Origin of the sequence: Salmonella sp. 741265073_HBA, assembly GCF_046569105.1 — a bacterium.
Lineage (GTDB): Bacteria > Pseudomonadota > Gammaproteobacteria > Enterobacterales > Enterobacteriaceae > Salmonella > Salmonella enterica.
Genome location: NZ_JBKFRY010000001.1, coordinates 431,642 through 453,851 on the forward strand (window position 1 = coordinate 431,642; position 22,210 = coordinate 453,851).

Here is a 22,210-nt window from a genome sequence, read left to right on the forward strand (position 1 = left end):
ATTTACCACGCGATCAGTAAAACGAGGCCCAGACATACGCAAAGCGTAAAGAGGGAGAGATCCATTAACAGGGGATGCCAGATTTCATCAGAGTATATCCGGTCACGCAGGAGTCGGTGAATAAACAACCAGATAACGAACCCAAGCGCAAAGGCTTTAAAGAATGGCGGAAAGTAAACAGATGCTCCCAACATGAGATCTTGTAAGGGCAATCCTGTGGCGTTGAGTATACACTTCACAAGCAATGTTCCTTTGCGTCAGACATCGATGCTTTAGTTTTAGCCAAAACTGAAGCTACAGGTGCCAGGTGCGCACTATGTCTGAAAAAATGTCTATTGGTAAGCAAATTTAGCAATACATTTGTTTTGAGAATACAAATACTGCACACTATTCTAAAATCAGCATAATAACTTAGCAAGCTAATTATAAGGAGATGAAATTGGAATCGCCACTAGGTTCTGATCTGGCACGGTTGGTGCGCATTTGGCGTGCTCTGATTGACCATCGCCTCAAGCCTCTGGAATTGACGCAGACACATTGGGTCACGTTGCACAATATTCATCAATTGCCGCCTGACCAGTCGCAGATTCAATTGGCTAAAGCGATAGGCATTGAGCAGCCATCGCTGGTACGCACGTTGGATCAACTTGAAGATAAGGGGCTAATTTCGCGGCAAACCTGCGCCAGCGATCGTCGCGCTAAGCGCATTAAACTGACCGAAAAAGCGGAGCCGCTGATCGCTGAGATGGAAGCGGTCATTCATAAAACGCGCGGTGAAATTTTGGCTGGGATTTCTTCAGAAGAGATTGAGATTCTGATTAAACTTATCGCCAAACTTGAACACAACATTATGGAATTGCACTCTCACGATTGAGGTGCAGGGGCATACGTGTGGCCATGTGACCACACGTAAAGCCTGGTTTAGCGTGGAGAGACAGTAACCTGGCTGCCATTGCTGGCCAGCACGACACGCTGACCTGCCGAGAAACGCGTATTTCCTTGTTTCTGCACAACCATAATGGTGTTGCCATCGTCTTTACGAATTTCCAGTTCCACACCCTGGGTTTTATTCATTGCGCTCTGGACGCCCTGGCCCGCTACGCCGCCAGCCACCGCGCCTGCCGCGGTCGCCAGTGAACGACCCGTACCGCCGCCGATAGTGTTGCCGAGGAATCCGCCCAACACCGCGCCGCCGATAGCGCCAATCACGTTAGAATCATCACCGCCCTGAATTTGAACCGGACGAACGTTAACGATAGTACCGTACGTTACATTCTGAACTTGTTTAGCCTCGGATGCGGTATAAACATCACCCGAAAGGCTATCATTGTTAACACACCCCGCTAAGGATAACCCCATCAGTGAAACGGCCAGTACACGTTTAATCATTTACCCATCTCCTGTTCTTCACGAAACGCTATTTCAGCATCCCTATAGCTAAATTATATGGCATTTATGCAGTTAAGGTCATATCTTCTGCCAAAAGAATGTAAAAATCATAATCAGAAGTTAATTAACTAATCTTAAACGAAGTGGGAAGCAAGAAAAGACAGGTCATTGATATCCGTGGACTGCACGGCAAAAAACGTGACGCGGGCATAGCATTGCAAAATACGTTATGCCGAGTGTTAAGGCTTAACCCAGCTTAATAAGGAAGAGGTATGAAATCGGGCCGTTTTATTGGCGTTATGTCCGGGACCAGCCTTGATGGCGTGGATGTTGTACTGGCGGCAATTGATGAAACAATGGTAGCGCAACAGGCAAGTCTCACCTGGCCCATTCCCGTTCATCTGAAAAAAGGCATTCTCGATATTTGCCAGGGACAGCCGCTTACGCTCTCGCAACTCGGCCAGCTGGATACCCAGTTAGGCCGGCTTTTTGCACAGGCGGTTAATGCGCTGTTAGCGCAACAACGTTTGCAGCCGCGGGATATCGTCGCCATTGGTTGTCATGGGCAAACGGTCTGGCATGAGCCGACCGGCGAGGCCCCGCATACGCTGCAAATTGGCGATAATAATCACATCGTCGCCCATACGGGGATTACAGTGGTCGGCGATTTTCGGCGGCGGGATATTGCGCTGGGCGGACAAGGCGCGCCGCTGGTGCCCGCTTTCCATCACGCGCTGTTGGGACATCCGACGGAAAAACGTATGGTCCTGAATATCGGCGGCATCGCCAATTTATCTCTGCTTTTCCCCGGACAGGCGGTGCGCGGGTACGACACGGGGCCGGGTAATATGTTGATGGATGCGTGGATTTGGCGACAATGCGCGCAGCCCTACGACAAAGACGCGGCATGGGCGAAAGAAGGTCAGGTTATTCTTCCATTGCTGCAAAAGATGTTGCGCGATCCGTACTTTGCTGCGTCGGCGCCCAAAAGTACAGGACGCGAATATTTCAACTATGGCTGGTTAGAGCGTCATCTTACGGCTTTCCCTGGCGCAGACGCGCGCGATGTACAGGCCACGCTGGCGGAGCTGACGGCGGTCTCCATCGCCCAACAGGTGCTGCTCAATGGCGGCTGCGAGCGGCTGATGGTTTGTGGCGGCGGAAGCCGGAATCCGTTAGTGATGGCCCGTCTGGCGGCGCTGTTGCCCGGTATCGAGGTTTCGACCACCGATAAGGCGGGGATCAGCGGCGATGATATGGAAGCGCTGGCCTTTGCCTGGCTTGCCTGGCGAACGCTCGCGGGCCTGCCGGGAAATTTACCTTCCGTGACGGGGGCTACAGAAGCCACTGTTTTAGGCGCTATTTACCCGGCTAACCCAATAACTCAGAGTTAACTGAATTTTTCCCGGACCCTATATCGGTAAACTAGCAAGGTCAGGAAGGGGCGTTTGCCCTTCCAGAAGCAGGAGAGCTTTCGGGATATGCCTATGAAAAAGATCGCAATAATGTGTTTACCTGTGCTGCTGACCGGCTGTAGCGTTTATCAACAATTTGTTGAACGTATGCAAACGGATACGCTGGAATACCAGTGTGATGAGAAGCCGCTTACCGTTAAAGTCAATAACCCGCGTGAAGAGGTCAGTTTTGTTTATGACAATAAGCTGCTGACCCTGAAGCAAGGAATCTCGGCCTCGGGCGCGCGTTATACCGACGGGATTTATGTTTTCTGGTCGCAAGGCGAGAGCGCCACGGTCTATAAACGAGACAGAATTGTGCTTAATAACTGTCAGTTACAAAATCCGAAGCGTTGAGATTTTCAGTATGGGGGCGCACAATAGCGCCACCCACTGATTATTTCTGATCAACGCCATGTCTGATAACGACCAATTGCAGCAGATCGCGCATCTGCGCCGTGAATACACGAAAGGCGGCTTGCGTCGCCGCGATTTACCCGCTGAACCGTTAACCTTATTTGAGCGCTGGCTTGGGCAAGCGTGCGACGCCAGACTGGCCGATCCGACGGCAATGGTCGTGGCGACCGTAGATGACAAGGGGCAACCGTACCAGCGTATTGTATTGCTCAAGCATTATGATGAAAAAGGCCTGGTCTTTTATACCAACCTGGGAAGCCGCAAGGCGCATCAAATTGAGCACAATCCGCGTATCAGTCTGTTATTTCCCTGGCATATGCTTGAACGCCAGGTGATGGTGACAGGCAAAGCCGAGCGTCTCTCCACACTTGAGGTGGTGAGGTATTTCCACAGCCGTCCGCGCGACAGCCAGATCGGCGCATGGGTCTCTAAACAATCCAGCCGCATTTCCGCGCGCGGTATCCTCGAAAGCAAATTCCTGGAGCTTAAGCAGAAGTTTCAACAGGGCGAAGTGCCGTTACCCAGCTTCTGGGGCGGTTTTCGCGTGAGTATCGAACAGATGGAGTTCTGGCAGGGCGGCGAACATCGTCTGCACGATCGCTTTTTGTACCAACGCGACGACGGCGCATGGAAAATCGACCGTCTTGCGCCCTAAAGATGCAAAAATCTTGTTTTAAGCACTGGTGCGGATGAATCCGCCGTTTTATGCTATGTCTCTTTCGCGTCTGGCGAAAAGTCGTGTACCGGCAAAGGTGCAGTCGTTTTATACATGGAGATTTTGATGGCAAGCAGTAACTTGATTAAACAATTGCAAGAGCGGGGGCTGGTAGCCCAGGTGACGGACGAAGACGCGTTGGCAGAGCGACTGGCGCAAGGCCCGATCGCGCTCTATTGCGGCTTCGATCCTACCGCTGACAGCTTGCATTTGGGGCATCTGGTTCCATTGTTATGCCTGAAACGCTTCCAGCAGGCAGGGCACAAACCTGTTGCGCTGGTAGGCGGCGCGACCGGTCTGATTGGCGACCCGAGCTTCAAAGCCGCCGAGCGTAAACTGAACACTGAAGAGACCGTTCAGGAGTGGGTGGCGAAAATTCGTAAACAGGTTGCCCCATTCCTGGACTTTGATTGCGGCGAAAACTCCGCTATCGCGGCCAATAACTATGACTGGTTCGGCAGCATGAATGTGCTGACTTTCCTGCGCGATATCGGTAAACATTTTTCCGTTAATCAGATGATCAACAAAGAAGCGGTGAAGCAGCGTCTGAACCGTGACGATCAGGGTATCTCTTTCACGGAGTTCTCTTATAACCTGCTACAGGGGTACGACTTCGCTTGTCTGAATAAACTGCACGGCGTTGCCTTACAGATTGGCGGTTCTGACCAGTGGGGGAACATCACTTCCGGTATCGACCTGACCCGTCGCCTGCACCAGAATCAGGTATTTGGTTTGACCGTTCCACTGATCACCAAAGCTGACGGCACGAAATTCGGTAAAACCGAAGGCGGCGCTGTCTGGCTGGATCCGAAGAAAACCAGTCCGTACAAATTCTACCAGTTCTGGATTAACACCGCAGATGCCGATGTTTATCGCTTCCTGAAATTCTTCACTTTTATGGACATTGAAGAGATCAATGCCCTGGAAGAAGAAGATAAAAACAGCGGGAAAGCGCCGCGCGCGCAGTATGTGCTGGCCGAGCAGGTGACGCGCCTGGTTCATGGTGAAGAAGGGCTGGTCGCGGCGAAACGGATCACTGAATGTCTGTTCAGCGGTTCACTGAGCGCGCTGAGCGAAGCTGACTTTGAGCAGTTGGCGCAGGACGGCGTACCGATGGTTGAAATGGAAAAAGGCGCCGACCTGATGCAGGCGCTGGTAGACGCCGAGCTCCAGCCGTCACGTGGTCAGGCGCGTAAGACTATCGCCTCCAACGCTGTCACTATCAATGGTGAAAAACAATCCGATCCTGAATACATCTTTAACGATGAGGACCGTCTGTTTGGCCGCTATACCTTATTACGTCGCGGCAAAAAGAACTATTGTCTGATTTGCTGGAAATAAGGCATTAAGTAACAGGGAGTGAGAAATCACTCCCTTATTTTTGATGTTCAGGTAAAAAAATGAAGAATATCCTCGCTATCCAGTCCCATGTTGTTTTCGGACATGCGGGCAACAGCGCCGCCGAATTTCCCATGCGCCGTCTTGGCGCGAATGTTTGGCCGCTGAATACCGTTCAGTTTTCTAACCACACGCAATATGGTAAATGGACCGGCTGTGTCATGCCGCCCAGCCATCTGACTGAGATTGTCCAGGGGATTGCGGACATTGGCCAGTTAGCGCACTGCGACGCCGTACTTAGCGGTTACCTGGGATCTGCCGAGCAGGGAGAACACATTCTCGGTATTGTGCGCCAGGTTAAAGCGGCAAATCCGCAGGCAAAATATTTCTGCGATCCCGTGATGGGGCATCCGGAAAAGGGCTGTATCGTGGCGCCTGGCGTCGCAGAGTTCCATGTGCGTTATGCGCTACCCGCCAGCGATATTATCGCGCCTAACCTGATTGAACTGGAAATTCTCAGCAAACATAGCGTGAATAGTGTGGATGACGCCGTGCAGGCGGCGCGCGAACTGATTGCTCAGGGGCCAGAAATTGTACTGGTAAAACATCTCGCCCGCGCCGGTTACAGTTCAGAACGCTTTGAAATGCTGCTGGTGACAGCGCAGGAAGCCTGGCATATTAGCCGTCCGCTGGTGGATTTCGGCTCACGTCAGCCGGTTGGCGTTGGCGATGTCACCAGTGGTTTATTGCTGGTCAAACTTTTGCAGGGCGCGACGTTGCAGCAGGCGCTGGAGCACGTTACGGCGGCAGTCTATGAGATTATGATCGCCACCAAAACGATGCAGGAGTACGAACTGCAGGTCGTGGCGGCCCAGGACAGGATCGCTAACCCTGAACATTACTTCAGCGCAACGCGGCTGTAATTATTGCTGCTAAAAAGAGGCCGGATGGCGGTACAGCGAGCTATCCGGCAACATGACATTAATTCAGTCCTTCCGCTTTAAGCGCTGCCGCAACGGTCGGTCTTTTTGCGACACGCTGCATATAACTTTCAATATGCGTTAACCCGTCCATATTCAGTTTTACGCCATAGGCCCAACGCAATACGGTAAACAGATAAGCGTCTGCAATGGTAAAACGCTGGCCGCAAATCCACTGGTCGTCTGAAAGCGACTCATCCACATACTGCAATTTCTTTTCCAGACCGGCGTGAACGGCGGGTTTGAGTGTTTCTGGCGTGTCAGGGCGGAACAGAGGGGTAAAGCCTTTATGCAGTTCCGTTGCAATATAGTTGAGCCATTCCAGCGTATGATAGCGAGCAAGACTACTTACCGGCGCCAGAAGCTGGCGGTCGGGAACGCTGTCGGCGAGATACTGCATAATGGCGACGCCTTCAGTCAACAGTGTGCCGTCATCCAGCAGCAGAGCCGGAACCTGTCCTTTAGGGTTGACTGCCAGGTAATCATCACCATTTTCCAGGCGTTTTTTTGCGAGATCGACGCCATCAAGCGTAAAGTCTTTGCCAATTTCGCGCAGGGTAATATGGGAAGCAAGAGAGCAGGCACCCGGTTTGTAGAACAGTTTCATCGGTAACTCCTTTTTGCTGAGGTTTAAAGTATGGTAGTGCGGGGACGAGCAAAAAAAAAGCCGCTAACGCACAGTTAGCGGCCTGAATGTTGTTTCCCGGAAAATTAAACTGTAGCGGCTTTAGAGCCTTTTTCAGCGTTATCATCGTCCTGGGTCATACGGTTCAGCTTAGGCGCTGTCAGCAGCATCAGGATGGCGATAACGGCGGTTGCTATGCCAATCTGCATAAATACGCGACCATAGACTTCCAGGGACATCAGTGGGTCAGTCACGTCGCTCGGCACAGCCATCAGGTTGGCGACATAACCGCCGATGATGTTAGCGCCTGCCGTTGTCAGGAACCAGCTACCCATGATGAAGCCCATCAGACGCTGCGGAACCAACTGTGCGACCATTGCCAGTCCCAGACCGGAGATCATCAGCTCACCGATACTTTGCAGGCCGTAGCTTGCGATCAGCCAGTTTACGGATACGATGCCGGCATCGTTCGCAAATTTGGCGCCCAGCGGCAGAATCAGGAACGCGCCGGAACACAGCACCATACCAATGGCGAATTTCATCGGCATCGGCAGCGTATCGCCCATCCTGTTATAGATAGCGGCCAGAATCGGGCTGCCGATAATGATCCAGAATGGGTTCAGCGCCTGATACTGTTCCGGTTCGAACGCGATACCGAGAATAGAGTGCTCGACGTTACGAATGGCAAAGAAGTTCAGCGACGTCGGCATCTGGCTGTACAGTACGAAGAAGATAATCGCCTGCAGCATCAAAATAAAGGCGACGATCATTTTACGGCGAGCCGCGCCGTGCATGGAAAACGCTTCTTTACCGAAGATAATGACGATGCCAAGAGCGATTACGCCCAGCACCATACGCGCGATGTCCTGGTTGTGCAGCAGCCAGGTGGCGACCGCAATCAGAACGACAATACCCACGATTGTCAGCAGCAGATTACGGAAGTTGATCGGTTCAAAGTCGGGTTTGGAACCGTAGCTTTTCACCCAGCGCTGGCAGAAAGCAAAGTTAACGACGGTTATCAGCATACCGACGACGCTAAGCGCAAACGCGGTGCTCCAGCCATAACGCGCCGCCAGCCACGGCGTCGCCAGCATAGAGAAGAAGGAGCCGATGTTGACGGACATATAATACATAGTAAATGCGCCGTCGAGACGCGGATCGTCCTTCGCGTAACAGGTAGACAGCAGGGAAGACGGGTTAGCTTTAAACAGACCGTTACCCACAGCGATAGCCGCCATGCCCATATAGACGATGCCAGCGTCATGACCAGACCATGCGACCAGCGCATAACCGATAGCCAGCACCACGGCACCCAGCATAATAACGCGTTTGGTGCCCAGAATTTTATCACCTAACCAACCGCCAATGGCGACCAGGCCGTACACCAGCGCACTGAAGGAAGAGAAAAGGGTGATGGAATCCGCTTCTGACATACCCAGTTGTTTTACCAGGTAGACGGCCATAATGCCTTGCAGGCCGTAATAACCAAAACGCTCCCATAACTCTATCGAGAAGATGAGATAGAACGCCTTCGGTTGTTTGAAAGCGTTCAAACTGACGCTTTCAGTTGGTTTTTTGTTTGCAGTAGACACTTTTACCTCTTTTTTACGCCCCGTATTAACAGGGATTGTCTGGCGCGTGATGAGTCAGACTCATCCGTCCGATTGTTATATTGGAGGGGAAACGGCAGGTAATGTTCACTATCTTTCCTCTCCAGACAAGAGCTTTGTAATAATCTGTTACATATAACTCTTCTGGTTGAATCGTCCGATGTCAGAAATGTTATCCAGCGTTAAATTTCTTCATTTGAAGAATGGCAGATTTTTACACTGCAAAAAGGCCATTGGTTTGGGTGAAAGGCGATATCTTCTGCTATTTAAGGTGAAAAGCAGTGATATAGGCCATTATCTGAAAAAATGGCAGAGTAATATTTTGTAGTGAAAACGGGGCGTCAGTCTATCCGGTTGTAAATGTAACCTTAGATGTCATTAAATTTCACATGAAGTTATCAAAGTGATCCTGATCACGGATAGATAGAAATTTTTGCGATTAAAAAAATGATTAACCTGACGTGGAGGGAAAACGAAAGCACATTACATCAGAAAAAGGACAGAGACTGGAATGATTGATGGCTAAAATAGATCCAGGCCGAAGGTGGGAGCGCGCTGGCGTGACGGACGCACTCCGACCATATCAAATATCGACTTTTTCTTTGTATTCGCAAAGGTCTTCAATGAGGCAGGAGCCGCAGCGGGGTTTTCGGGCGATACAGGTATAGCGGCCATGCAAAATTAACCAGTGATGGCAGTCCACTTTGAACTCATTCGGCACTACTTTCAGTAACTTCTCTTCTACCTGCTCGACATTTTTACCCGGCGCGAACTGTGTTCGGTTGCATACACGAAATATATGCGTATCAACGGCGATGGTCGGCCAGCCGAAGGCGGTATTTAGCACCACGTTAGCGGTTTTACGGCCCACGCCGGGAAGCGCTTCCAGCGCCGCCCGATCCTCCGGCACTTCGCCATTATGCTTGTCCAGTAAAATACGGCAGGTCTTAATCACGTTTTCCGCTTTACTGTTAAATAAACCGATGGTTTTGATATAGGATTTCACGCCTTCTACGCCCAGTTCCAGCATCGCGGCTGGCGTATTGGCGACCGGGTAAAGTTTGGCGGTAGCCTTGTTCACGCTGACGTCGGTTGCCTGCGCGGAAAGCAACACGGCAATCAGCAACTCAAACGGCGACGTGAAATTGAGTTCCGTTGTGGGGTGCGGATTGTTGTCGCGCAGGCGCGTCAGAATTTCCAGCCTTTTTGCTTTGTTCATCAGACTTTCCCTGTTTCACCTGCCGGAACAGCGGAAGGCGCGGTTTCGGCGCGGCGTTTCTTCATTTTTTCATCAATAAGATATTTTACCGCCAGCATGAGCCCCAGGCCGATAAACGCGCCTGGCGGCAGCATCGCCAGCAGGAAAGGCGAGTCGGTGTGAAATATCTCGACCCGTAATACTTTTGCCCAGCCTCCCAGCAGGCTATCCGCGCCATCGAAAAGCGTACCATTCCCGAGGATCTCGCGCAGCGAACCCAGCACGAACATCGCGCCTGTCGCGCCCATGCCGATGGAAAAACCGTCCAACGCGGAAAGCCACGGTCCTTTTTTCGCGGCAAACGCTTCGGCGCGACCGACAACAATGCAGTTCGTTACAATCAGCGGAATAAAAATCCCTAAAGACTGATATAAACCGAACGCATACGCATTGATCAGCATCTGTACTGCGCTTACCACCGAGGCAATGATCATAACGTAAATCGGGATACGGATTTCTGCCGGCGTCCAGCGACGTAGTGCGGACACCGTAAGGTTGGTCAGCGTTAATACCAGCGTTGTGGCCAGACCCAGCCCCAGAGCGTTGGTTGCCGTAGACGTCACCGCCAGTAAAGGGCACAGGCCAAGTAGCTGCACCAGAGCAGAGTTATTTTTCCATAACCCCTGAACAACAATGTCTTTTATTTCGCTCATGGCTATTCTCCACAGGCGGTTAAATGGGGGAGCTGAGCGGGCAGTGATTCGGCGTACAGCCCGGCGCGTTTAACCGCATTCACCACGGCGCGCGGCGTTATTGTCGCCCCGGTAAATTGATCAAAATCACCGCCATCTTTTTTCACCGCCCAGTGCGTATCATTTTCACCGCTGATGGTTTTACCGCTAAAGTGGGTAATCCAGTCAGACAAACGGCGTTCAATTTTATCACCTAACCCTGGCGTCTCATGATGTTCCGTCACGCGCGTCCCCAGGACGGTACCGTTGAAATCTGCACCAACAATAAGCTGGATAGCGCCGGAATAGCCATCTGGCGCGGTGGCCTCAATGATGGCTGCTACGGGTTTATCATCCTTGCGAGCGATAAAAACACGATGTGTGCCTTTGCCGAGGGCGGGCGCATCGACCAGATAACAGCTATCTTGCAGATTATTATTGTAACGATCTGGCGGCAATACCTGATCGAACAGGGCATGCTGTTGTTGCAGCGCTTGTTCGTGGATGGTTGATTTTGTCATCTGATTAATCACCGCAGTCAATCCCGTAGAACCTGCGGCAAAAAGCGCCAGCGTAATACCGTGTTTACGAATCGTTTTCAGCATGGTTTATCCTTTGCGATGTCCATAGACGCGGGGGCGCGTGTAGTAGTCGATCAGAGGAACCGTGATATTCGCCAACAGGACAGCAAAAGCAACGCCGTCCGGATAGCCGCCGAAGCTACGAATCAGCCACACTAATACCCCAGCCAGCGCGCCGAAAATTAAACGTCCACGGTTGGTCGTGGAGGCGGTAACCGGATCCGTCAAGATAAAAAATGCGCCCAGCATGGTGGCGCCTGACAGCAGATGAAGCTGCGGCGAGGCCAGCGTAGCGGGCGAAAAAAGCCAACCTAACGCGGCGCATAGCGCCAGCGTCAGTAGAAAACTGACCGGGATATGCCAGCGGATAGCTTTTTGCCACAGCAGGAATACGCCGCCGACAAGCCAGGCGAGGTTAACCCACTGCCAGCCCACGCCAGCCAGCGCGCCGCTGTATATCGGGTACTGCATGATTTGCTCAACGGAGTGCCCGGCGCGCAAGGACGTTTTAAACGTATCCAGCGGCGTCGCCTGGCTGATACCGTCAATACCAATACGTAGCAGTGTCATATCGCCGCCGCTGGCGGTATGCCCGGTAAAAATCATCCGCAACGTGTCCAGCATATCGGGCGTTGTTGCGGCTATTTCATAAGGCGGCAACCAGCTTGTCATTTGCACCGGAAAGGAGATTAAGAGCACCACGTAACCGATCATTGCCGGATTAAAGGGGTTTTGTCCCAGCCCGCCATATAACTGTTTAGCGATAATAATGGCGAATCCGGTTCCCAGCACGACCATCCACCAGGGCGCGAGCGGAGGGATGCTGACCGCCAGCAAAAGCCCCGTCAATAACGCGGAATAATCCTGTAGGTGACTGGCGACCGATTGTTTGCGCAGTCTAAGGACAATGGCTTCCGCGACGAGCGCCGTGATGGCAGCCAGAACGATCTGGAAAAGCGTTCCCCAACCAAAAAACCACGTCTGCGCGGCAATCCCCGGCAGAGCGGCGATTAATACCAGCAACATGATTCGCGATGTCTGGCGCTGGTTATGGGTATAAGGCGAGCTTGCGATTCTGAATACCATTTAATCCTCGTTAACTACCTGCTGCTGTGCTGCTTTTTTTGCCTGAACGCGGGCGATGGCCGCTTCCACCGCGGCTTTACGCGGGTCGGCCGGTTCGGCAGGTTCGCTTCCGGCCTGCTGCTCCTGCTTGCGGGCTTTGGCGCGGGCGATAGCCGCCTCCACCGCGGCTTTACGCGGGTCGGCCGGTTCGACAGGTTCGCTTCCGGCCTGCTGCTCCTGCTTGCGGGCTTTGGCGCGGGCGATGGCCGCTTCCACCGCAGCTTTACGCGGATCGACCGGTTCGGCAGGTTCGCTTCCGGTCTGCTGCTCCTGCTTGCGGGCTTTGGCGCGGGCGATAGCCGCTTCCACTGCGGCTTTACGCGGATCGGCCGGTTCGACCGGTTCGCTTCCGGCCTGCTGCTCCTGCTTACGGGCTTTGGCGCGGGCGATGGCTGTCTCCACCGCGGCTTTACGCGGATCGACCGGTTCGGCAGGTTCGCTTCCGGCCTGCTGCTCCTGCTTACGGGCTTTGGCGCGGGCGATGGCTGCCTCCACTGCAGCTTTACGCGGGTCGTCGCCGGGTATCGCGCTGTCAGCCATCGGATGAGCGGCTTGTTTAGCGCGCGCTTGCGCTTTACGCGCTTCACGGGCCGCGATGACGGCGCTATTGTCTGGCAGACTACCCGCCTGAATAACCACCGGTTGCGTGGCCTGCGCCTGTTTCTCTTTTACCCGCGCCAGCGCAGCGGCAATGGCATCCTGATCTTTTGCCGCTGGTTGTACCGCTGCGCTCTTATGACGTGCAAGGCGGGCGGCTTTTTCGCGCTCCAGTCTTGCCTGACGAGCCTCAAAACGTGCTTTGGCTTCGGCGGCGCGTTTTTCTTCAAGCCTGATCGCATTAATCTCCGCTTTTTCCTGACGGAAATATTGGACGAGCGGAATATTACTGGGGCAGACCCAGGCGCAGGCGCCGCATTCTATACAATCAGCAATATGGTGAGCGGTAGCCTTGTCATGCTGCTGCCCTTTGCTGAACCAATAAAGCTGCTGCGGTAAAAGGTCGGCAGGGCAAGCGTCAGCGCAAGCACTGCAACGAATACAGCTTTTCTCTTCCTGAGGCGCTCCCATTTCAGTCACGGATGGCGCCAGCAAGCAGTTGGTGATTTTTACGACCGGTACGTCAAGCCAGGGAAGGGTGAATCCCATCAACGGGCCGCCCATGATGACCATCTGGTCAGCGGAAGGGCAGAACCCGGCATCGTTAAGCAAATGACGAACGGGAGTGCCGAGCCGCGCCCAGACGTTACCCGGACGGCTTACCGCTTCACCCGTTAAGGTGACAACGCGTTCTGTGATCGGTTCGCCGTCAACCACGGCGCGTTTAACGGCATAAGCCGTACCGACGTTTTGCATCAGCACGCCAATATCAGAGGAGCGCCCGCCGTGGGGAACCTGTTTTCCCGTCAGTATTTGGGTGAGCTGTTTTGCGCCGCCGGAAGGGTATTTGGTTGGGATCACACGTAACGAAATATCGTGGGCGTCAGCCAGTACGGCGCGCAGCATGGAAATAGCCTGCGGTTTGTTATCTTCAATGCCGATTAATACCTCACGGGGTTGCAGAATATGCGCCAGGATGCGAATACCTTCCACAATCTGCGCGGCGCAGTCCTGCATCAGACGATCGTCCGCCGTAATGTAAGGTTCGCACTCTGCGGCATTGATAATAAGCGTAGTGATTTTATCGCCGCCGCCCTGCAATTTAACGCCGGTGGGAAACCCTGCGCCGCCAAGCCCGGCAACGCCATACTGATGAATGCGTTCAATGAGCGCTTCACGGCTGTGGGCGCGGTAATCAGACCAGCCCTCGCGTTCAATCCAGCGGTCCTCGCCGTCGGCATCAATGATGACGCTTAACTCCGCCAGCGCCGAAGGATGTGCCGTCGAGTGGGGGGCAATAGCGATAACCGTCCCGGAGGTGGGCGCGTGTACCGGCAGCATTCTCCCACGTCCACGGGTAAGCGCCTGGCCGCGTAGCACGCGATCGCCGACGCTAACGCACAGCTCGCCCTCAGCGCCAATGTGCTGTTTTAAAGGGATAACAAAGCGTGGCGCTAAAGGCACCTGGCGCAGCGGCGTGCCGTTTGACTGGGTCTTCATTTCGGGCGGATGAATACCACCGTCGAAATCCCAGATTTTATCTTTTCTGAAAGCGGAAAATAGTTTAAGCATGTTGTTCCACGGGAATGATGCGAACGGGAATGGTGTTCAAATCCCATTTCCAACTGTCGGGCGTCTCATTCACCGGACGTAATTCGATGCAGTGCGTCGGACACGGATCGACGCACAGATTACAGCCAGTACAGAGATCGCTCATGACCGTGTGCATGGCGCGCGTTGCGCCAACGATGGCGTCAACCGGGCAGGCCTGAATGCATTTTGTGCAGCCAATGCAGTTATTTTCATCAATAACTGCCAGCATACGTACTGGCGCAGCCTGCTGTTCTTCACCATCGCATGGTTGCGGCTCTACGTTTAGCAGCTCTGCCATTTTCAGCATGACGGCTTCGCCGCCGGGCGCGCAACGATTGATTTTCTCGCCCTGGAGACCCACGGCTTCGGCGTAGGGGCGACAGCCGGGATAGCCGCACTGACCACACTGACTCTGCGGCAAAATCGCATCGATTTTTTCAACAACCGGATCATCTTCAACCGCGAATCGGCGGGAGGCATAACCCAGAATGGCGCCGAACACCAGGCCCAGAAGGGTCAGGGCGCCAACGGCAATCCAGATAGTATTCATTACAACTTCACCAAACCACTAAAGCCCATAAAGGCCAAAGACATTAATCCTGCGGTAATCAATGCTATCGCGTTACCACGAAAAGGGGCGGGCACATCCGCCACGGCAAGGCGTTCGCGGATGGCGGCGAACAGAACCATCACTAATGAAAAACCGACGGCGGCGGAAAACCCGTACAGCGCCGACTGAAGAAAGTGATGACCGAGATTAATATTCAGTAACGCTACGCCCAGAACCGCACAGTTAGTGGTAATCAGTGGTAAGAAGATGCCTAACAAGCGGTATAACGCCGGGCTGGTTTTCCGTACAACCATTTCGGTAAATTGCACGACCACAGCAATGACGAGGATAAAGGCCAGCGTCCGCAGATAAATCAGATCCAGCGGAATAAGTATCCAGGTGTCGATAAGCCAGGCGCATATCGACGCCAGCGTCATGACAAAGGTCGTCGCGAGGCCCATCCCCATGGCGGTTTCCAGTTTTTTGGATACGCCCATAAAGGGACAAAGGCCCAGGAATTTGACCAGTACAAAGTTATTGACCAGTACAGTTCCGACAAAGAGCAGCAGGTAATCAGTCATGTTTCGGCCTGAAATAAAAAAGCCGCCTATTATCTGTCAAACTACCACAGGCGACAACAGGTTAACTGTAGGGTTATTACGGATTAACAAACGTTGTTTTAACGCGCGCTGAACGTTTGAGATAAGGCACAATGAGCGCCGTCGCCAACAGTGGGAAGAGTAACTGACGCACGGCAAAGGCATCTGAGACGGGCGAAAAGGCAAATGCTTTAACCGCCAGTAACACCGACACCAGCAGCCAGATAATGTAATGCTTCGGCACGCAGCGTCTGCGCTTGAAGAATGCGATCGTCAACCACAGGGTATAGTACCACATGGCGATAGCGGTAATAAATGAAATGCCCCATAGCAGTAAATTACCGGTTTCCTGTCCGCTAAGCGTCTTGAACGTTTGCGGTGTGGCAAGCGCCATAACGTAGAGTAATAACGCCAGCGAGGCGCTCAACAACGCGACTAACAGCCAGGCTAACGGGCCAAGAAGCCAGCCTCCAATTCGTTGTGGCGGTGTTGTAGTCATATCTTCTCCGGGGTTACGCGCGTTAACGGTCATGCCGCTCATTTTGGGGCAAATATTATAAGGTTTTTGATGTTAAACGCTACTTTCTTTATTGCACATAGCGCCAGACGGATTGCGGAACCTGACCTACATCAAACAGGCGTCCTCCGGAAACCAGTTCGGCACGGCGGTGATCTGCAGCGCGATACATATTAACAATGTCCATGTCATCAGTAAGGGTATAGTTAAGGTGGTCGAACAGTTTTTCCAGACTTTCGAGCGAACTAATTTTGCGGAATTTTAATAGATAATCCTGAACAGTCATATAAAGTTGATCCATATTAAATATAATGCCAACGGAGTAGTCACTGATAAAAAATAAACAAAACCGCACCAGTGAGAGGTCAGGGGTGCAGGTAAAAAGGGAATATTCTTACCGGTAAAGAGTCAGGCGCCACATGGCGCCTGGGGCGAAAGGTTAACGCGCTTTCCTACAACAGGCAATAAACGTCAGACCAGATAGGACATATTTCGTTTTTTTTGCCGGTTTTTGACTTTTCTTTGCACCCCCCGGGGCGCCGCTTACCGTACCACGCGAAAATGCCTTTACATTATCTGACGCTTACTTCTTCTGGACGGAAGCCGTGGGCTCTGGTGGTTGGTAATTGTCAATATGGTTGGCAATACCTAAAAGAATGACTGAGATAACGAGAACTATCCACCCAGTTAATTCAATAAGACGATTCATTATTGACGACATTTGCTTTGATTTATCCATAAACACAGAGGGTAAATGTTACTTTCCTGGCGAACGGTCGGCAAGAGGGAGGGAAACGATTTCAGCCTTTGTTCTGTAACAAGTTAATCATTTGATGCTACGTTGATGGTCAGGACGCTATTGCGGCTAGTCGCACGATGGTGTGGAATAGCGATATCTAAAACCGGAGGCAGTGAGATGAATGACAAAATCCGCGTTGGGTTAATCGGTTATGGCTACGCCAGTAAAACCTTTCATGCGCCCTTAATTATGGGAACGCCAGGGCTAGAGCTTGCGGCGGTATCCAGCAGCGATGAAACAAAAGTGAAAGCAGACTGGCCGGCGGTCTCCGTGGTCTCTGAGCCCCGACACTTATTTAACGATCCGCATATCGACCTGGTCGTGATCCCGACGCCCAACGATACCCATTTCCCGCTGGCGAAAGCTGCGCTGGAAGCCGGTAAGCATGTGGTGGTTGATAAACCTTTTACCGTGACACTGTCACAGGCGCGAGAATTGGATGCGCTTGCGCGGAGTACTGGCCGGGTACTTTCCGTCTTCCACAACCGACGTTGGGACAGCGATTTTTTGACGCTGAAAGCCTTGCTGGCGGATGGCGTGCTCGGCGAGGTGTCCTTGTTTGAATCCCACTTTGATCGATTCCGTCCCCAGGTGCGCGACCGCTGGCGCGAACAAGGCGGGCCGGGAAGTGGTATCTGGTACGATCTGGCGCCGCACTTGTTGGATCAGGCCATTCAACTTTTTGGCCTGCCCGTCAGCATGACGGTGGATTTAGCGCAACTGCGTCCGGGCGCGCAATCTACAGATTATTTCCACGCGATTTTATCCTACCCCCAGCGCCGCGTGATTTTGCACGGTACGATGCTGGCCGCGGCGGAATCCGCGCGATACATCGTTCATGGTTCGCGCGGTAGCTATGTAAAATATGGCCTCGATCCCCAGGAAGAACGGTTAAAAAACGGCGAGCGTTTACCGCAGGAAGACTGGGGATACGACATGCGTGACGGCGTATTGACCCTGGTTGAGGGAGAGACGCGCAAAGAAGAAAACTGGCTTACGTTGCCGGGTAACTATCCGGCATATTATGCCGCCATCCGCGATGCGTTAAACGGTAACGGTGAAAATCCCGTGCCGGCAAGTCAGGCGATTCAAATTATGGAGTTGATTGAACTGGGCATGGAATCGGCAAAACATCGCGCGACGCTGTGTCTTGCCTGAGATGTCGCATTTCTCCGCCTGGGATAGCATTAAACCGCAGGCGGAGAGAGGGCGTTAGCATCAATAAAGCAATTTTACGCCGCGGCCACTTTTTCGCGCAGCGCACGTTTTTCGCCATCGCTCAGAAAGGCGATTTCCAGACCGTTAATCTGCGCCTGGCGAATCTGTTCGCGGCTCAATCCTGCCGCTGGCGCGGCGACGTGATATTCATGGATAATATCTACGCCCTGAACAGCCGGATCGTCCGTATTAAGACTGGCGAGAACGCCATGCTCAAGGAAGGTTTTGAGCGGATGATCTGCCAGCGATGCGACGGTACTGGTCTGAATATTCGAGGTCAGACAGGATTCAATACCGATACGCTGCTGTGCAAGAAAATCCATTAACGCGCGATCTTCGACAGCTTTTACGCCATGTCCGATACGTTCGGCCCCCAGTTCGCGAATCGCCTGCCAGATACTTTCCGGCCCTGCGGCTTCGCCAGCGTGAACGGTAATATGCCAGCCCGCATCGCGCGCCCGATTAAAGTGCGACAAAAACAGACTGCCGGGAAAGCCCAGCTCATCACCGGCTAAATCCAGCGCGGTGATTTTCTCTCTGTGCGCCAGCAGCGCATCAAGCTCCTGTAAACATGCCGCCTCGCCGAAGGTACGGCTCATAATGCCAATGAGTCGCGCCTCGACGCCAAACGTGTTACAGCCGTCGCGTACGCCGTCGATAACGGCTTCAACCACGCCTGCGATCGGTAACTGATGCGCCATCGCCATATAGCCGGGCGAAAAGCGAAGCTCGACGTAATGCAGGCCGTTACGTGCGGCATCTTCAATATTTTCAAAGGCTACACGGCGGCAGGCGTCAAGCGATGCCAGGACTTTTACCCCCCAATCGAGCTTCGTGAGAAAGCTCACTAAATCGGGTTCGGTTGAGGTGACCTGGACATGCGGAATCAGCGTTTCCAGCGTTTGGGCGGGAAGGGCGATGTTGAACTGCCGACCAAGATCCAGAATTGTTTGGGCGCGAATGTTGCCATCAAGGTGGCGGTGGATGTCAGTCAAAGGAAGCGTAATATCAATCATGGGCGCACTCAATTTTTAATAAAAGTGCGCACCATTATACTACAGATTGATAATGCTCTGGAAATTTTGCAAAAACGGAGTCATTACGTTGCAACTTCGCGAGAGCGCGGGAGAAATTTTGTATCATTCTCTTTAACGCGCCCCCAGTCAGCTCACGGGGGTTGTCTCTGTTATCGCATCTTAGGATAAAGGGTCAGCCCACCGCTTGTAGACAGTATCAGCGAACGGTGCGGATAGCGTTAATCAATCCGTTGACGCCTTTTTCAAGTTTCAGGCGAGGGCATCCGGCATTCAGACGCACAAATCCCCGGCCTTCGGCGCCATAGGTATCGCCGGGCATAATGGCGACTTTCTCCTGATGAATGAGCGTGTGCTGTAATTTTTGATCGTCAATGCCGAGTGGACGGAGATCAATCCAGGCCAGATAGGTCGATGGCGGCGCTTGCCAGTTCAACGTCGGAACGGCGCCATTCAGCGCCTGCTCAATATAGCGCATATTAGCCGCCAGCGAGGCGCGTAACGCATCCAGCCACGTCGCGCCGTGCTGATACGCGGCAATATGCGCCGTGAGCGAGAGCACCGCTGGCGAAGAGAGGCCGTCGCGCCCTTTTAAGGCGGCCAGATAGCGTTCACGGCTTTCACTATTTTCAATGATTCCATAAGCGCCGGTTAATGCCGGAATGTTGAAGCTTTTCGAGCCGGAGGAGAGCAGCGCCCAGTCTCCGCGCGCGACATTGCTCCAGGGAATATGCGGCAGGTTTCCCCATACCATATCCATGTGAATTTCATCGGAAATCACCCGTACGCCATGGCGCTCGCACAGCGTTGACATCGTTTCCAGCTCGTCACGCGTCCACACTTTACCGGTGGGATTTTGCGGACTGCACAGCAGCAGGATTTTGCTTTCCGGACGCGCCAGCGCCGCCTCTAGTTTGGCCATATCGCAATACCAGGCGTTGCCTTCTTTCTCCAGCGGGACGGGAGTGACGATGCGATGGTTGCCTTCAATCGCCTTATAAAAAGCATCGTAAGCGGGGGTATGAACTACCACGCCATCGCCTTCGTCGGACCACTGGCGGATAAGCTCGGACGCCATATAGATAACGGAGGGGCCGTATACGAGGGAGTGGGCATCTATCGTGGTCTGATGGCGTGTCGCAAACCAGTGGGTAATCGCCCCTAAAAACGCCTCATTTTTCCAGCGGCTATAGCCCAGCACACCGTGGGAAAGGCGCTGGTTTAGCGCCTCCAGGATACACGGCGCGGTGGCAAAATCCATATCCGAGATCGTAAAGGGGAGTAGATCGGCCTCGCCAAAACGATCGGCGACATAATCCCACTGCGTACACCACGTTCCGCGACGGTCAACTTCCTGTGAAAAATCGAACATATCTCTTCCTTATGCCTGAACGGTATTCATCAGACCAACCATTTCATCTTTTACCGACTGAACCTGTGGGCCGATAACCACCTGCAAATTATGCTGATTGAGCTGTACGACGCCTATCGCACGATTGTCCTTCAATGCCTGGACATCGACAAGCGACATATCTTTCACGGACAGACGTAGGCGGGTGATGCAGTTGTCCAGACTCACGATGTTTTCCGTGCCGCCTAATGCCGCCAGGATAGCAGGCACGTTGTAGCCGGATTTTCCTGGCGCGCCAGCGATCGCTTTTTCAATGCTGGTGGCGATCTCCGCTTCGCGCCCCGGTGTTTTGAGGTTAAAGCGTGTAATGGCGAAGCGGAAAATGACGTAGTAAACCGCAAACCAAATCGCCGCCACTACCGGAACCAGATACCATTTTGTTGACAGACCATGCAGGATGCCAAACACCACAAAGTCAATAATATTGCCATCCGTATTGCCGATAGTGACGCCGAGAATAGCCATGATGGTAAAGCCTAGTCCGGTCAGCAGAGCATGAATAACGTACAGCACCGGCGCTACGAACAGGAACAGGAATTCCAGCGGCTCCGTTGTACCGCCGACAACGCAGGCGATTAAACCGGAAATCAATAATCCTTTAATTTTAGGACGGTTTTCTGGACGGGCACAGTGGTACATTGCCAGCGCGGCGCCCGGCAACCCACCGAGAAACGCCGGCATTTTGCCTTGCGATAAGAAGCGAGTGGCGCTTTCAGAGAAGCCGTGCGTCGTTGGGCAACTGAGTTGGGCCTGGAAAATAGTCAATGCGCCGCTCACGGTATGCCCGCATACCTCTTGCGTACCCCCCGCCTCGGTGAAGCGAATCAGCGCTACCAGAATATGGTGCAGACCAAAAGGTAACAGCAGGCGCTCGCCGGTGCCGAAAATCATCGGTCCAAAGTCGCCGGCGCTGTTGATGATATGACCCAGTCCACTAATTCCCATCGCAAAAACCGGCCAGACGAGCGGGATAACCAGGCCGACAAGCCCCATCACAACGGCGGAAACGATAGGTACAAAACGCGTACCGCCGAAAAAAGCCAGCGCATCCGGCAAACGAATGGTATGAAACCGTTCATGCAGCATCCAGACAATAATACCAGCGATAACGGCGCCGAGGATGCCGGTATCGATAGAGGGGATGCCCAGAATATTTTGTACGTTATTGGCTTTCAGCACCGCCGCATCGGTGGTCGGCAGAATGCCTTTTGCCGTGAGCCAGAAGTTGACTGCAAGGTTCATTACCGCATAACCGACGAACCCGGCAAATGCGGCGACGCCTTTGTTTTCCCGCGCCAGACCGAGCGGAATCGCGATACAAAACATCACCGGCAGGAAGCTAAAGGCAAAAGAACCTACTTTACTCATCCAGGTGAAGATAGCCTGTAGCAAGGGATTACCCAGCACGGGGAGCAGGGTGATAACGTCGTGGCTACTAAGCGAGCTGCCGATACCGAGCATAATGCCGCAGAACGAGAGCAAGGCGACGGGCAACATAAACGTTTTACCCAGTTGCTGGAAAAATTCCCATAGCGTTATTTTTGGCGTGGTTTTCGTCGTCATCTAACGACTCCTTGTTAATAAAGGCTGGTGTCAGGTTATGATGGCGAAAAGATAAAACGTTTTATCAAATTTTAGTGCGGCATTAATCACATTACTGACCGATAATAACGCGTATAAAGATAACGGATAGGTAAAACGTTTTATCTGTCAGATTCTGGAGCGATTT

24 protein-coding genes are annotated in these 22,210 nt (G+C 52.9%); 7 read left to right on the top strand and 17 right to left on the bottom strand.

Translation table 11 applies throughout. The annotated features are described in order from the left end of the window. Nucleotides 1–2 precede the first annotated feature (2 nt). Nucleotides 3–239 (bottom strand): DUF1656 domain-containing protein, encoded by a 237-nt coding sequence (locus ACLD3P_RS02235; RefSeq protein WP_000649755.1) that lies wholly within the window; start codon nt 237–239, stop codon nt 3–5. A 194-nt stretch (nt 240–433) separates the two neighbouring features. Between ACLD3P_RS02235 and slyA the strand changes: the two genes are divergently transcribed. Continuing rightward, on the top strand, nt 434–874 hold the full coding sequence (gene slyA, locus ACLD3P_RS02240) for a transcriptional regulator SlyA (protein ID WP_000764550.1): 441 nt from the start codon (nt 434–436) through the stop codon (nt 872–874). Nucleotides 875–921: 47 nt separating this feature from the next. On the opposite strand, the gene slyB is transcribed toward slyA, so the two are convergent. Further along, nucleotides 922–1,389 (bottom strand): outer membrane lipoprotein SlyB, encoded by a 468-nt coding sequence (gene slyB, locus ACLD3P_RS02245; protein WP_000597179.1) that lies wholly within the window; start codon nt 1,387–1,389, stop codon nt 922–924. A gap of 272 nt (nt 1,390–1,661) precedes the next feature. Between slyB and anmK the strand changes: the two genes are divergently transcribed. The 5 genes from anmK (at nt 1,662) to pdxY (ending at nt 6,236) form a co-directional block, all read left to right on the top strand. Continuing rightward, the gene (gene anmK / locus ACLD3P_RS02250) at nt 1,662–2,783 is read left to right on the top strand and encodes an anhydro-N-acetylmuramic acid kinase (RefSeq protein WP_371064763.1); all 1,122 of its coding nucleotides are present in this window, start codon (nt 1,662–1,664) and stop codon (nt 2,781–2,783) included. An 87-nt stretch (nt 2,784–2,870) separates the two neighbouring features. Then, a complete protein-coding gene (gene mliC, locus ACLD3P_RS02255) occupies nt 2,871–3,200 on the top strand; it encodes a C-type lysozyme inhibitor (protein ID WP_001132086.1) in 330 nt (109 codons plus the stop codon). 58 nt (nt 3,201–3,258) lie between these two features. Continuing rightward, nucleotides 3,259–3,915, top strand: coding sequence for a pyridoxamine 5'-phosphate oxidase (gene pdxH / locus ACLD3P_RS02260; protein ID WP_001282334.1), 657 nt, complete (start codon nt 3,259–3,261; stop codon nt 3,913–3,915). 126 nt (nt 3,916–4,041) lie between these two features. Beyond that, entirely contained in the window at nt 4,042–5,316 is a 1,275-nt protein-coding gene (tyrS, locus tag ACLD3P_RS02265; protein WP_000168626.1) for a tyrosine--tRNA ligase, read from the top strand. 59 nt (nt 5,317–5,375) lie between these two features. Beyond that, nucleotides 5,376–6,236: a pyridoxal kinase PdxY gene (gene pdxY / locus ACLD3P_RS02270; protein ID WP_000789740.1), complete on the top strand. Its 861-nt coding sequence runs from the start codon at nt 5,376–5,378 to the stop codon at nt 6,234–6,236. Nucleotides 6,237–6,294: 58 nt separating this feature from the next. Here pdxY and gstA read toward each other — a convergent pair whose 3' ends face one another. From gstA to blr, 12 genes are all read right to left on the bottom strand, one after another. Then, nucleotides 6,295–6,900 carry a glutathione transferase GstA gene (gstA, locus tag ACLD3P_RS02275; RefSeq protein WP_023220688.1) on the bottom strand — a complete coding sequence of 202 codons (606 nt, stop codon included), beginning with the start codon at nt 6,898–6,900 and terminating at the stop codon, nt 6,295–6,297. A 104-nt stretch (nt 6,901–7,004) separates the two neighbouring features. Continuing rightward, the gene (dtpA, locus tag ACLD3P_RS02280) at nt 7,005–8,510 is read right to left on the bottom strand and encodes a dipeptide/tripeptide permease DtpA (protein ID WP_000100909.1); all 1,506 of its coding nucleotides are present in this window, start codon (nt 8,508–8,510) and stop codon (nt 7,005–7,007) included. 601 nt (nt 8,511–9,111) lie between these two features. Beyond that, entirely contained in the window at nt 9,112–9,747 is a 636-nt protein-coding gene (gene nth, locus ACLD3P_RS02285) for an endonuclease III (RefSeq protein ID WP_001030318.1), read from the bottom strand. Further along, entirely contained in the window at nt 9,747–10,439 is a 693-nt protein-coding gene (locus tag ACLD3P_RS02290; protein WP_001289628.1) for an electron transport complex subunit E, read from the bottom strand. The genes nth and ACLD3P_RS02290 overlap by 1 nt, the downstream gene beginning before the upstream one ends. 2 nt (nt 10,440–10,441) lie before the next feature. Then, on the bottom strand, nt 10,442–11,062 hold the full coding sequence (gene rsxG, locus ACLD3P_RS02295; RefSeq protein ID WP_000920817.1) for an electron transport complex subunit RsxG: 621 nt from the start codon (nt 11,060–11,062) through the stop codon (nt 10,442–10,444). Nucleotides 11,063–11,065: 3 nt separating this feature from the next. Next, on the bottom strand, nt 11,066–12,124 hold the full coding sequence (gene rsxD / locus ACLD3P_RS02300; RefSeq protein ID WP_000231891.1) for an electron transport complex subunit RsxD: 1,059 nt from the start codon (nt 12,122–12,124) through the stop codon (nt 11,066–11,068). After that, nucleotides 12,125–14,332 (bottom strand): electron transport complex subunit RsxC, encoded by a 2,208-nt coding sequence (gene rsxC, locus ACLD3P_RS02305; RefSeq protein WP_411006367.1) that lies wholly within the window; start codon nt 14,330–14,332, stop codon nt 12,125–12,127. Beyond that, nucleotides 14,325–14,903, bottom strand: coding sequence for an electron transport complex subunit RsxB (gene rsxB, locus ACLD3P_RS02310; RefSeq protein ID WP_001092600.1), 579 nt, complete (start codon nt 14,901–14,903; stop codon nt 14,325–14,327). Before rsxB ends, rsxC begins: the two co-directional genes overlap by 8 nt. Then, nucleotides 14,903–15,484 (bottom strand): electron transport complex subunit RsxA, encoded by a 582-nt coding sequence (gene rsxA / locus ACLD3P_RS02315; protein ID WP_000133179.1) that lies wholly within the window; start codon nt 15,482–15,484, stop codon nt 14,903–14,905. The genes rsxB and rsxA overlap by 1 nt, the downstream gene beginning before the upstream one ends. Before the next feature lie 76 nt (nt 15,485–15,560). Then, on the bottom strand, nt 15,561–16,001 hold the full coding sequence (locus ACLD3P_RS02320; RefSeq protein WP_000214061.1) for a DUF2569 domain-containing protein: 441 nt from the start codon (nt 15,999–16,001) through the stop codon (nt 15,561–15,563). A gap of 88 nt (nt 16,002–16,089) precedes the next feature. Then, complete coding sequence (gene ydgT, locus ACLD3P_RS02325; RefSeq protein ID WP_000217946.1) at nt 16,090–16,305, bottom strand: transcription modulator YdgT; 216 nt, start codon at nt 16,303–16,305, stop codon at nt 16,090–16,092. A gap of 297 nt (nt 16,306–16,602) precedes the next feature. Further along, entirely contained in the window at nt 16,603–16,728 is a 126-nt protein-coding gene (blr, locus tag ACLD3P_RS02330) for a division septum protein Blr (RefSeq protein WP_001708800.1), read from the bottom strand. A 207-nt stretch (nt 16,729–16,935) separates the two neighbouring features. On the opposite strand from blr, the gene ACLD3P_RS02335 reads away from it, so the two are divergent. Then, nucleotides 16,936–17,976 carry an oxidoreductase gene (locus ACLD3P_RS02335; RefSeq protein ID WP_024154894.1) on the top strand — a complete coding sequence of 347 codons (1,041 nt, stop codon included), beginning with the start codon at nt 16,936–16,938 and terminating at the stop codon, nt 17,974–17,976. Between the two features lie 74 nt (nt 17,977–18,050). Here ACLD3P_RS02335 and add read toward each other — a convergent pair whose 3' ends face one another. The 3 genes from add to malX all read right to left on the bottom strand — a co-directional run bounded on the left by add (nt 18,051) and on the right by malX (nt 22,044). Then, nucleotides 18,051–19,052 carry an adenosine deaminase gene (gene add, locus ACLD3P_RS02340; protein WP_000565565.1) on the bottom strand — a complete coding sequence of 334 codons (1,002 nt, stop codon included), beginning with the start codon at nt 19,050–19,052 and terminating at the stop codon, nt 18,051–18,053. A gap of 217 nt (nt 19,053–19,269) precedes the next feature. Continuing rightward, nucleotides 19,270–20,442: a MalY/PatB family protein gene (locus ACLD3P_RS02345; RefSeq protein ID WP_411006685.1), complete on the bottom strand. Its 1,173-nt coding sequence runs from the start codon at nt 20,440–20,442 to the stop codon at nt 19,270–19,272. A gap of 9 nt (nt 20,443–20,451) precedes the next feature. Next, entirely contained in the window at nt 20,452–22,044 is a 1,593-nt protein-coding gene (malX, locus tag ACLD3P_RS02350; RefSeq protein WP_023179786.1) for a maltose/glucose-specific PTS transporter subunit IIBC, read from the bottom strand. Nucleotides 22,045–22,210 lie beyond the last annotated feature (166 nt).

Excerpts from the sequence above, each read along its gene's own strand:
- rsxA (WP_000133179.1), bottom strand. The coding sequence starts at position 15,484 with ATGACTGATTACCTGCTGCTCTTTGTCGGAACTGTACTGGTCAATAAC.
- slyA (WP_000764550.1), top strand. The coding sequence starts at position 434 with ATGAAATTGGAATCGCCACTAGGTTCTGATCTGGCACGGTTGGTGCGC.
- slyB (WP_000597179.1), bottom strand. The coding sequence starts at position 1,389 with ATGATTAAACGTGTACTGGCCGTTTCACTGATGGGGTTATCCTTAGCG.
- rsxB (WP_001092600.1), bottom strand. The coding sequence starts at position 14,903 with ATGAATACTATCTGGATTGCCGTTGGCGCCCTGACCCTTCTGGGCCTG.
- gstA (WP_023220688.1), bottom strand. The coding sequence starts at position 6,900 with ATGAAACTGTTCTACAAACCGGGTGCCTGCTCTCTTGCTTCCCATATT.
- nth (WP_001030318.1), bottom strand. The coding sequence starts at position 9,747 with ATGAACAAAGCAAAAAGGCTGGAAATTCTGACGCGCCTGCGCGACAAC.
- mliC (WP_001132086.1), top strand. The coding sequence starts at position 2,871 with ATGCCTATGAAAAAGATCGCAATAATGTGTTTACCTGTGCTGCTGACC.
- ACLD3P_RS02320 (WP_000214061.1), bottom strand. The coding sequence starts at position 16,001 with ATGACTACAACACCGCCACAACGAATTGGAGGCTGGCTTCTTGGCCCG.
- ACLD3P_RS02345 (WP_411006685.1), bottom strand. The coding sequence starts at position 20,442 with ATGTTCGATTTTTCACAGGAAGTTGACCGTCGCGGAACGTGGTGTACG.
- tyrS (WP_000168626.1), top strand. The coding sequence starts at position 4,042 with ATGGCAAGCAGTAACTTGATTAAACAATTGCAAGAGCGGGGGCTGGTA.
- ACLD3P_RS02335 (WP_024154894.1), top strand. The coding sequence starts at position 16,936 with ATGAATGACAAAATCCGCGTTGGGTTAATCGGTTATGGCTACGCCAGT.
- malX (WP_023179786.1), bottom strand. The coding sequence starts at position 22,044 with ATGACGACGAAAACCACGCCAAAAATAACGCTATGGGAATTTTTCCAG.
- add (WP_000565565.1), bottom strand. The coding sequence starts at position 19,052 with ATGATTGATATTACGCTTCCTTTGACTGACATCCACCGCCACCTTGAT.
- rsxC (WP_411006367.1), bottom strand. The coding sequence starts at position 14,332 with ATGCTTAAACTATTTTCCGCTTTCAGAAAAGATAAAATCTGGGATTTC.
- rsxG (WP_000920817.1), bottom strand. The coding sequence starts at position 11,062 with ATGCTGAAAACGATTCGTAAACACGGTATTACGCTGGCGCTTTTTGCC.
- pdxY (WP_000789740.1), top strand. The coding sequence starts at position 5,376 with ATGAAGAATATCCTCGCTATCCAGTCCCATGTTGTTTTCGGACATGCG.
- rsxD (WP_000231891.1), bottom strand. The coding sequence starts at position 12,124 with ATGGTATTCAGAATCGCAAGCTCGCCTTATACCCATAACCAGCGCCAG.
- ACLD3P_RS02290 (WP_001289628.1), bottom strand. The coding sequence starts at position 10,439 with ATGAGCGAAATAAAAGACATTGTTGTTCAGGGGTTATGGAAAAATAAC.
- ydgT (WP_000217946.1), bottom strand. The coding sequence starts at position 16,305 with ATGACTGTTCAGGATTATCTATTAAAATTCCGCAAAATTAGTTCGCTC.
- anmK (WP_371064763.1), top strand. The coding sequence starts at position 1,662 with ATGAAATCGGGCCGTTTTATTGGCGTTATGTCCGGGACCAGCCTTGAT.
- blr (WP_001708800.1), bottom strand. The coding sequence starts at position 16,728 with ATGAATCGTCTTATTGAATTAACTGGGTGGATAGTTCTCGTTATCTCA.
- pdxH (WP_001282334.1), top strand. The coding sequence starts at position 3,259 with ATGTCTGATAACGACCAATTGCAGCAGATCGCGCATCTGCGCCGTGAA.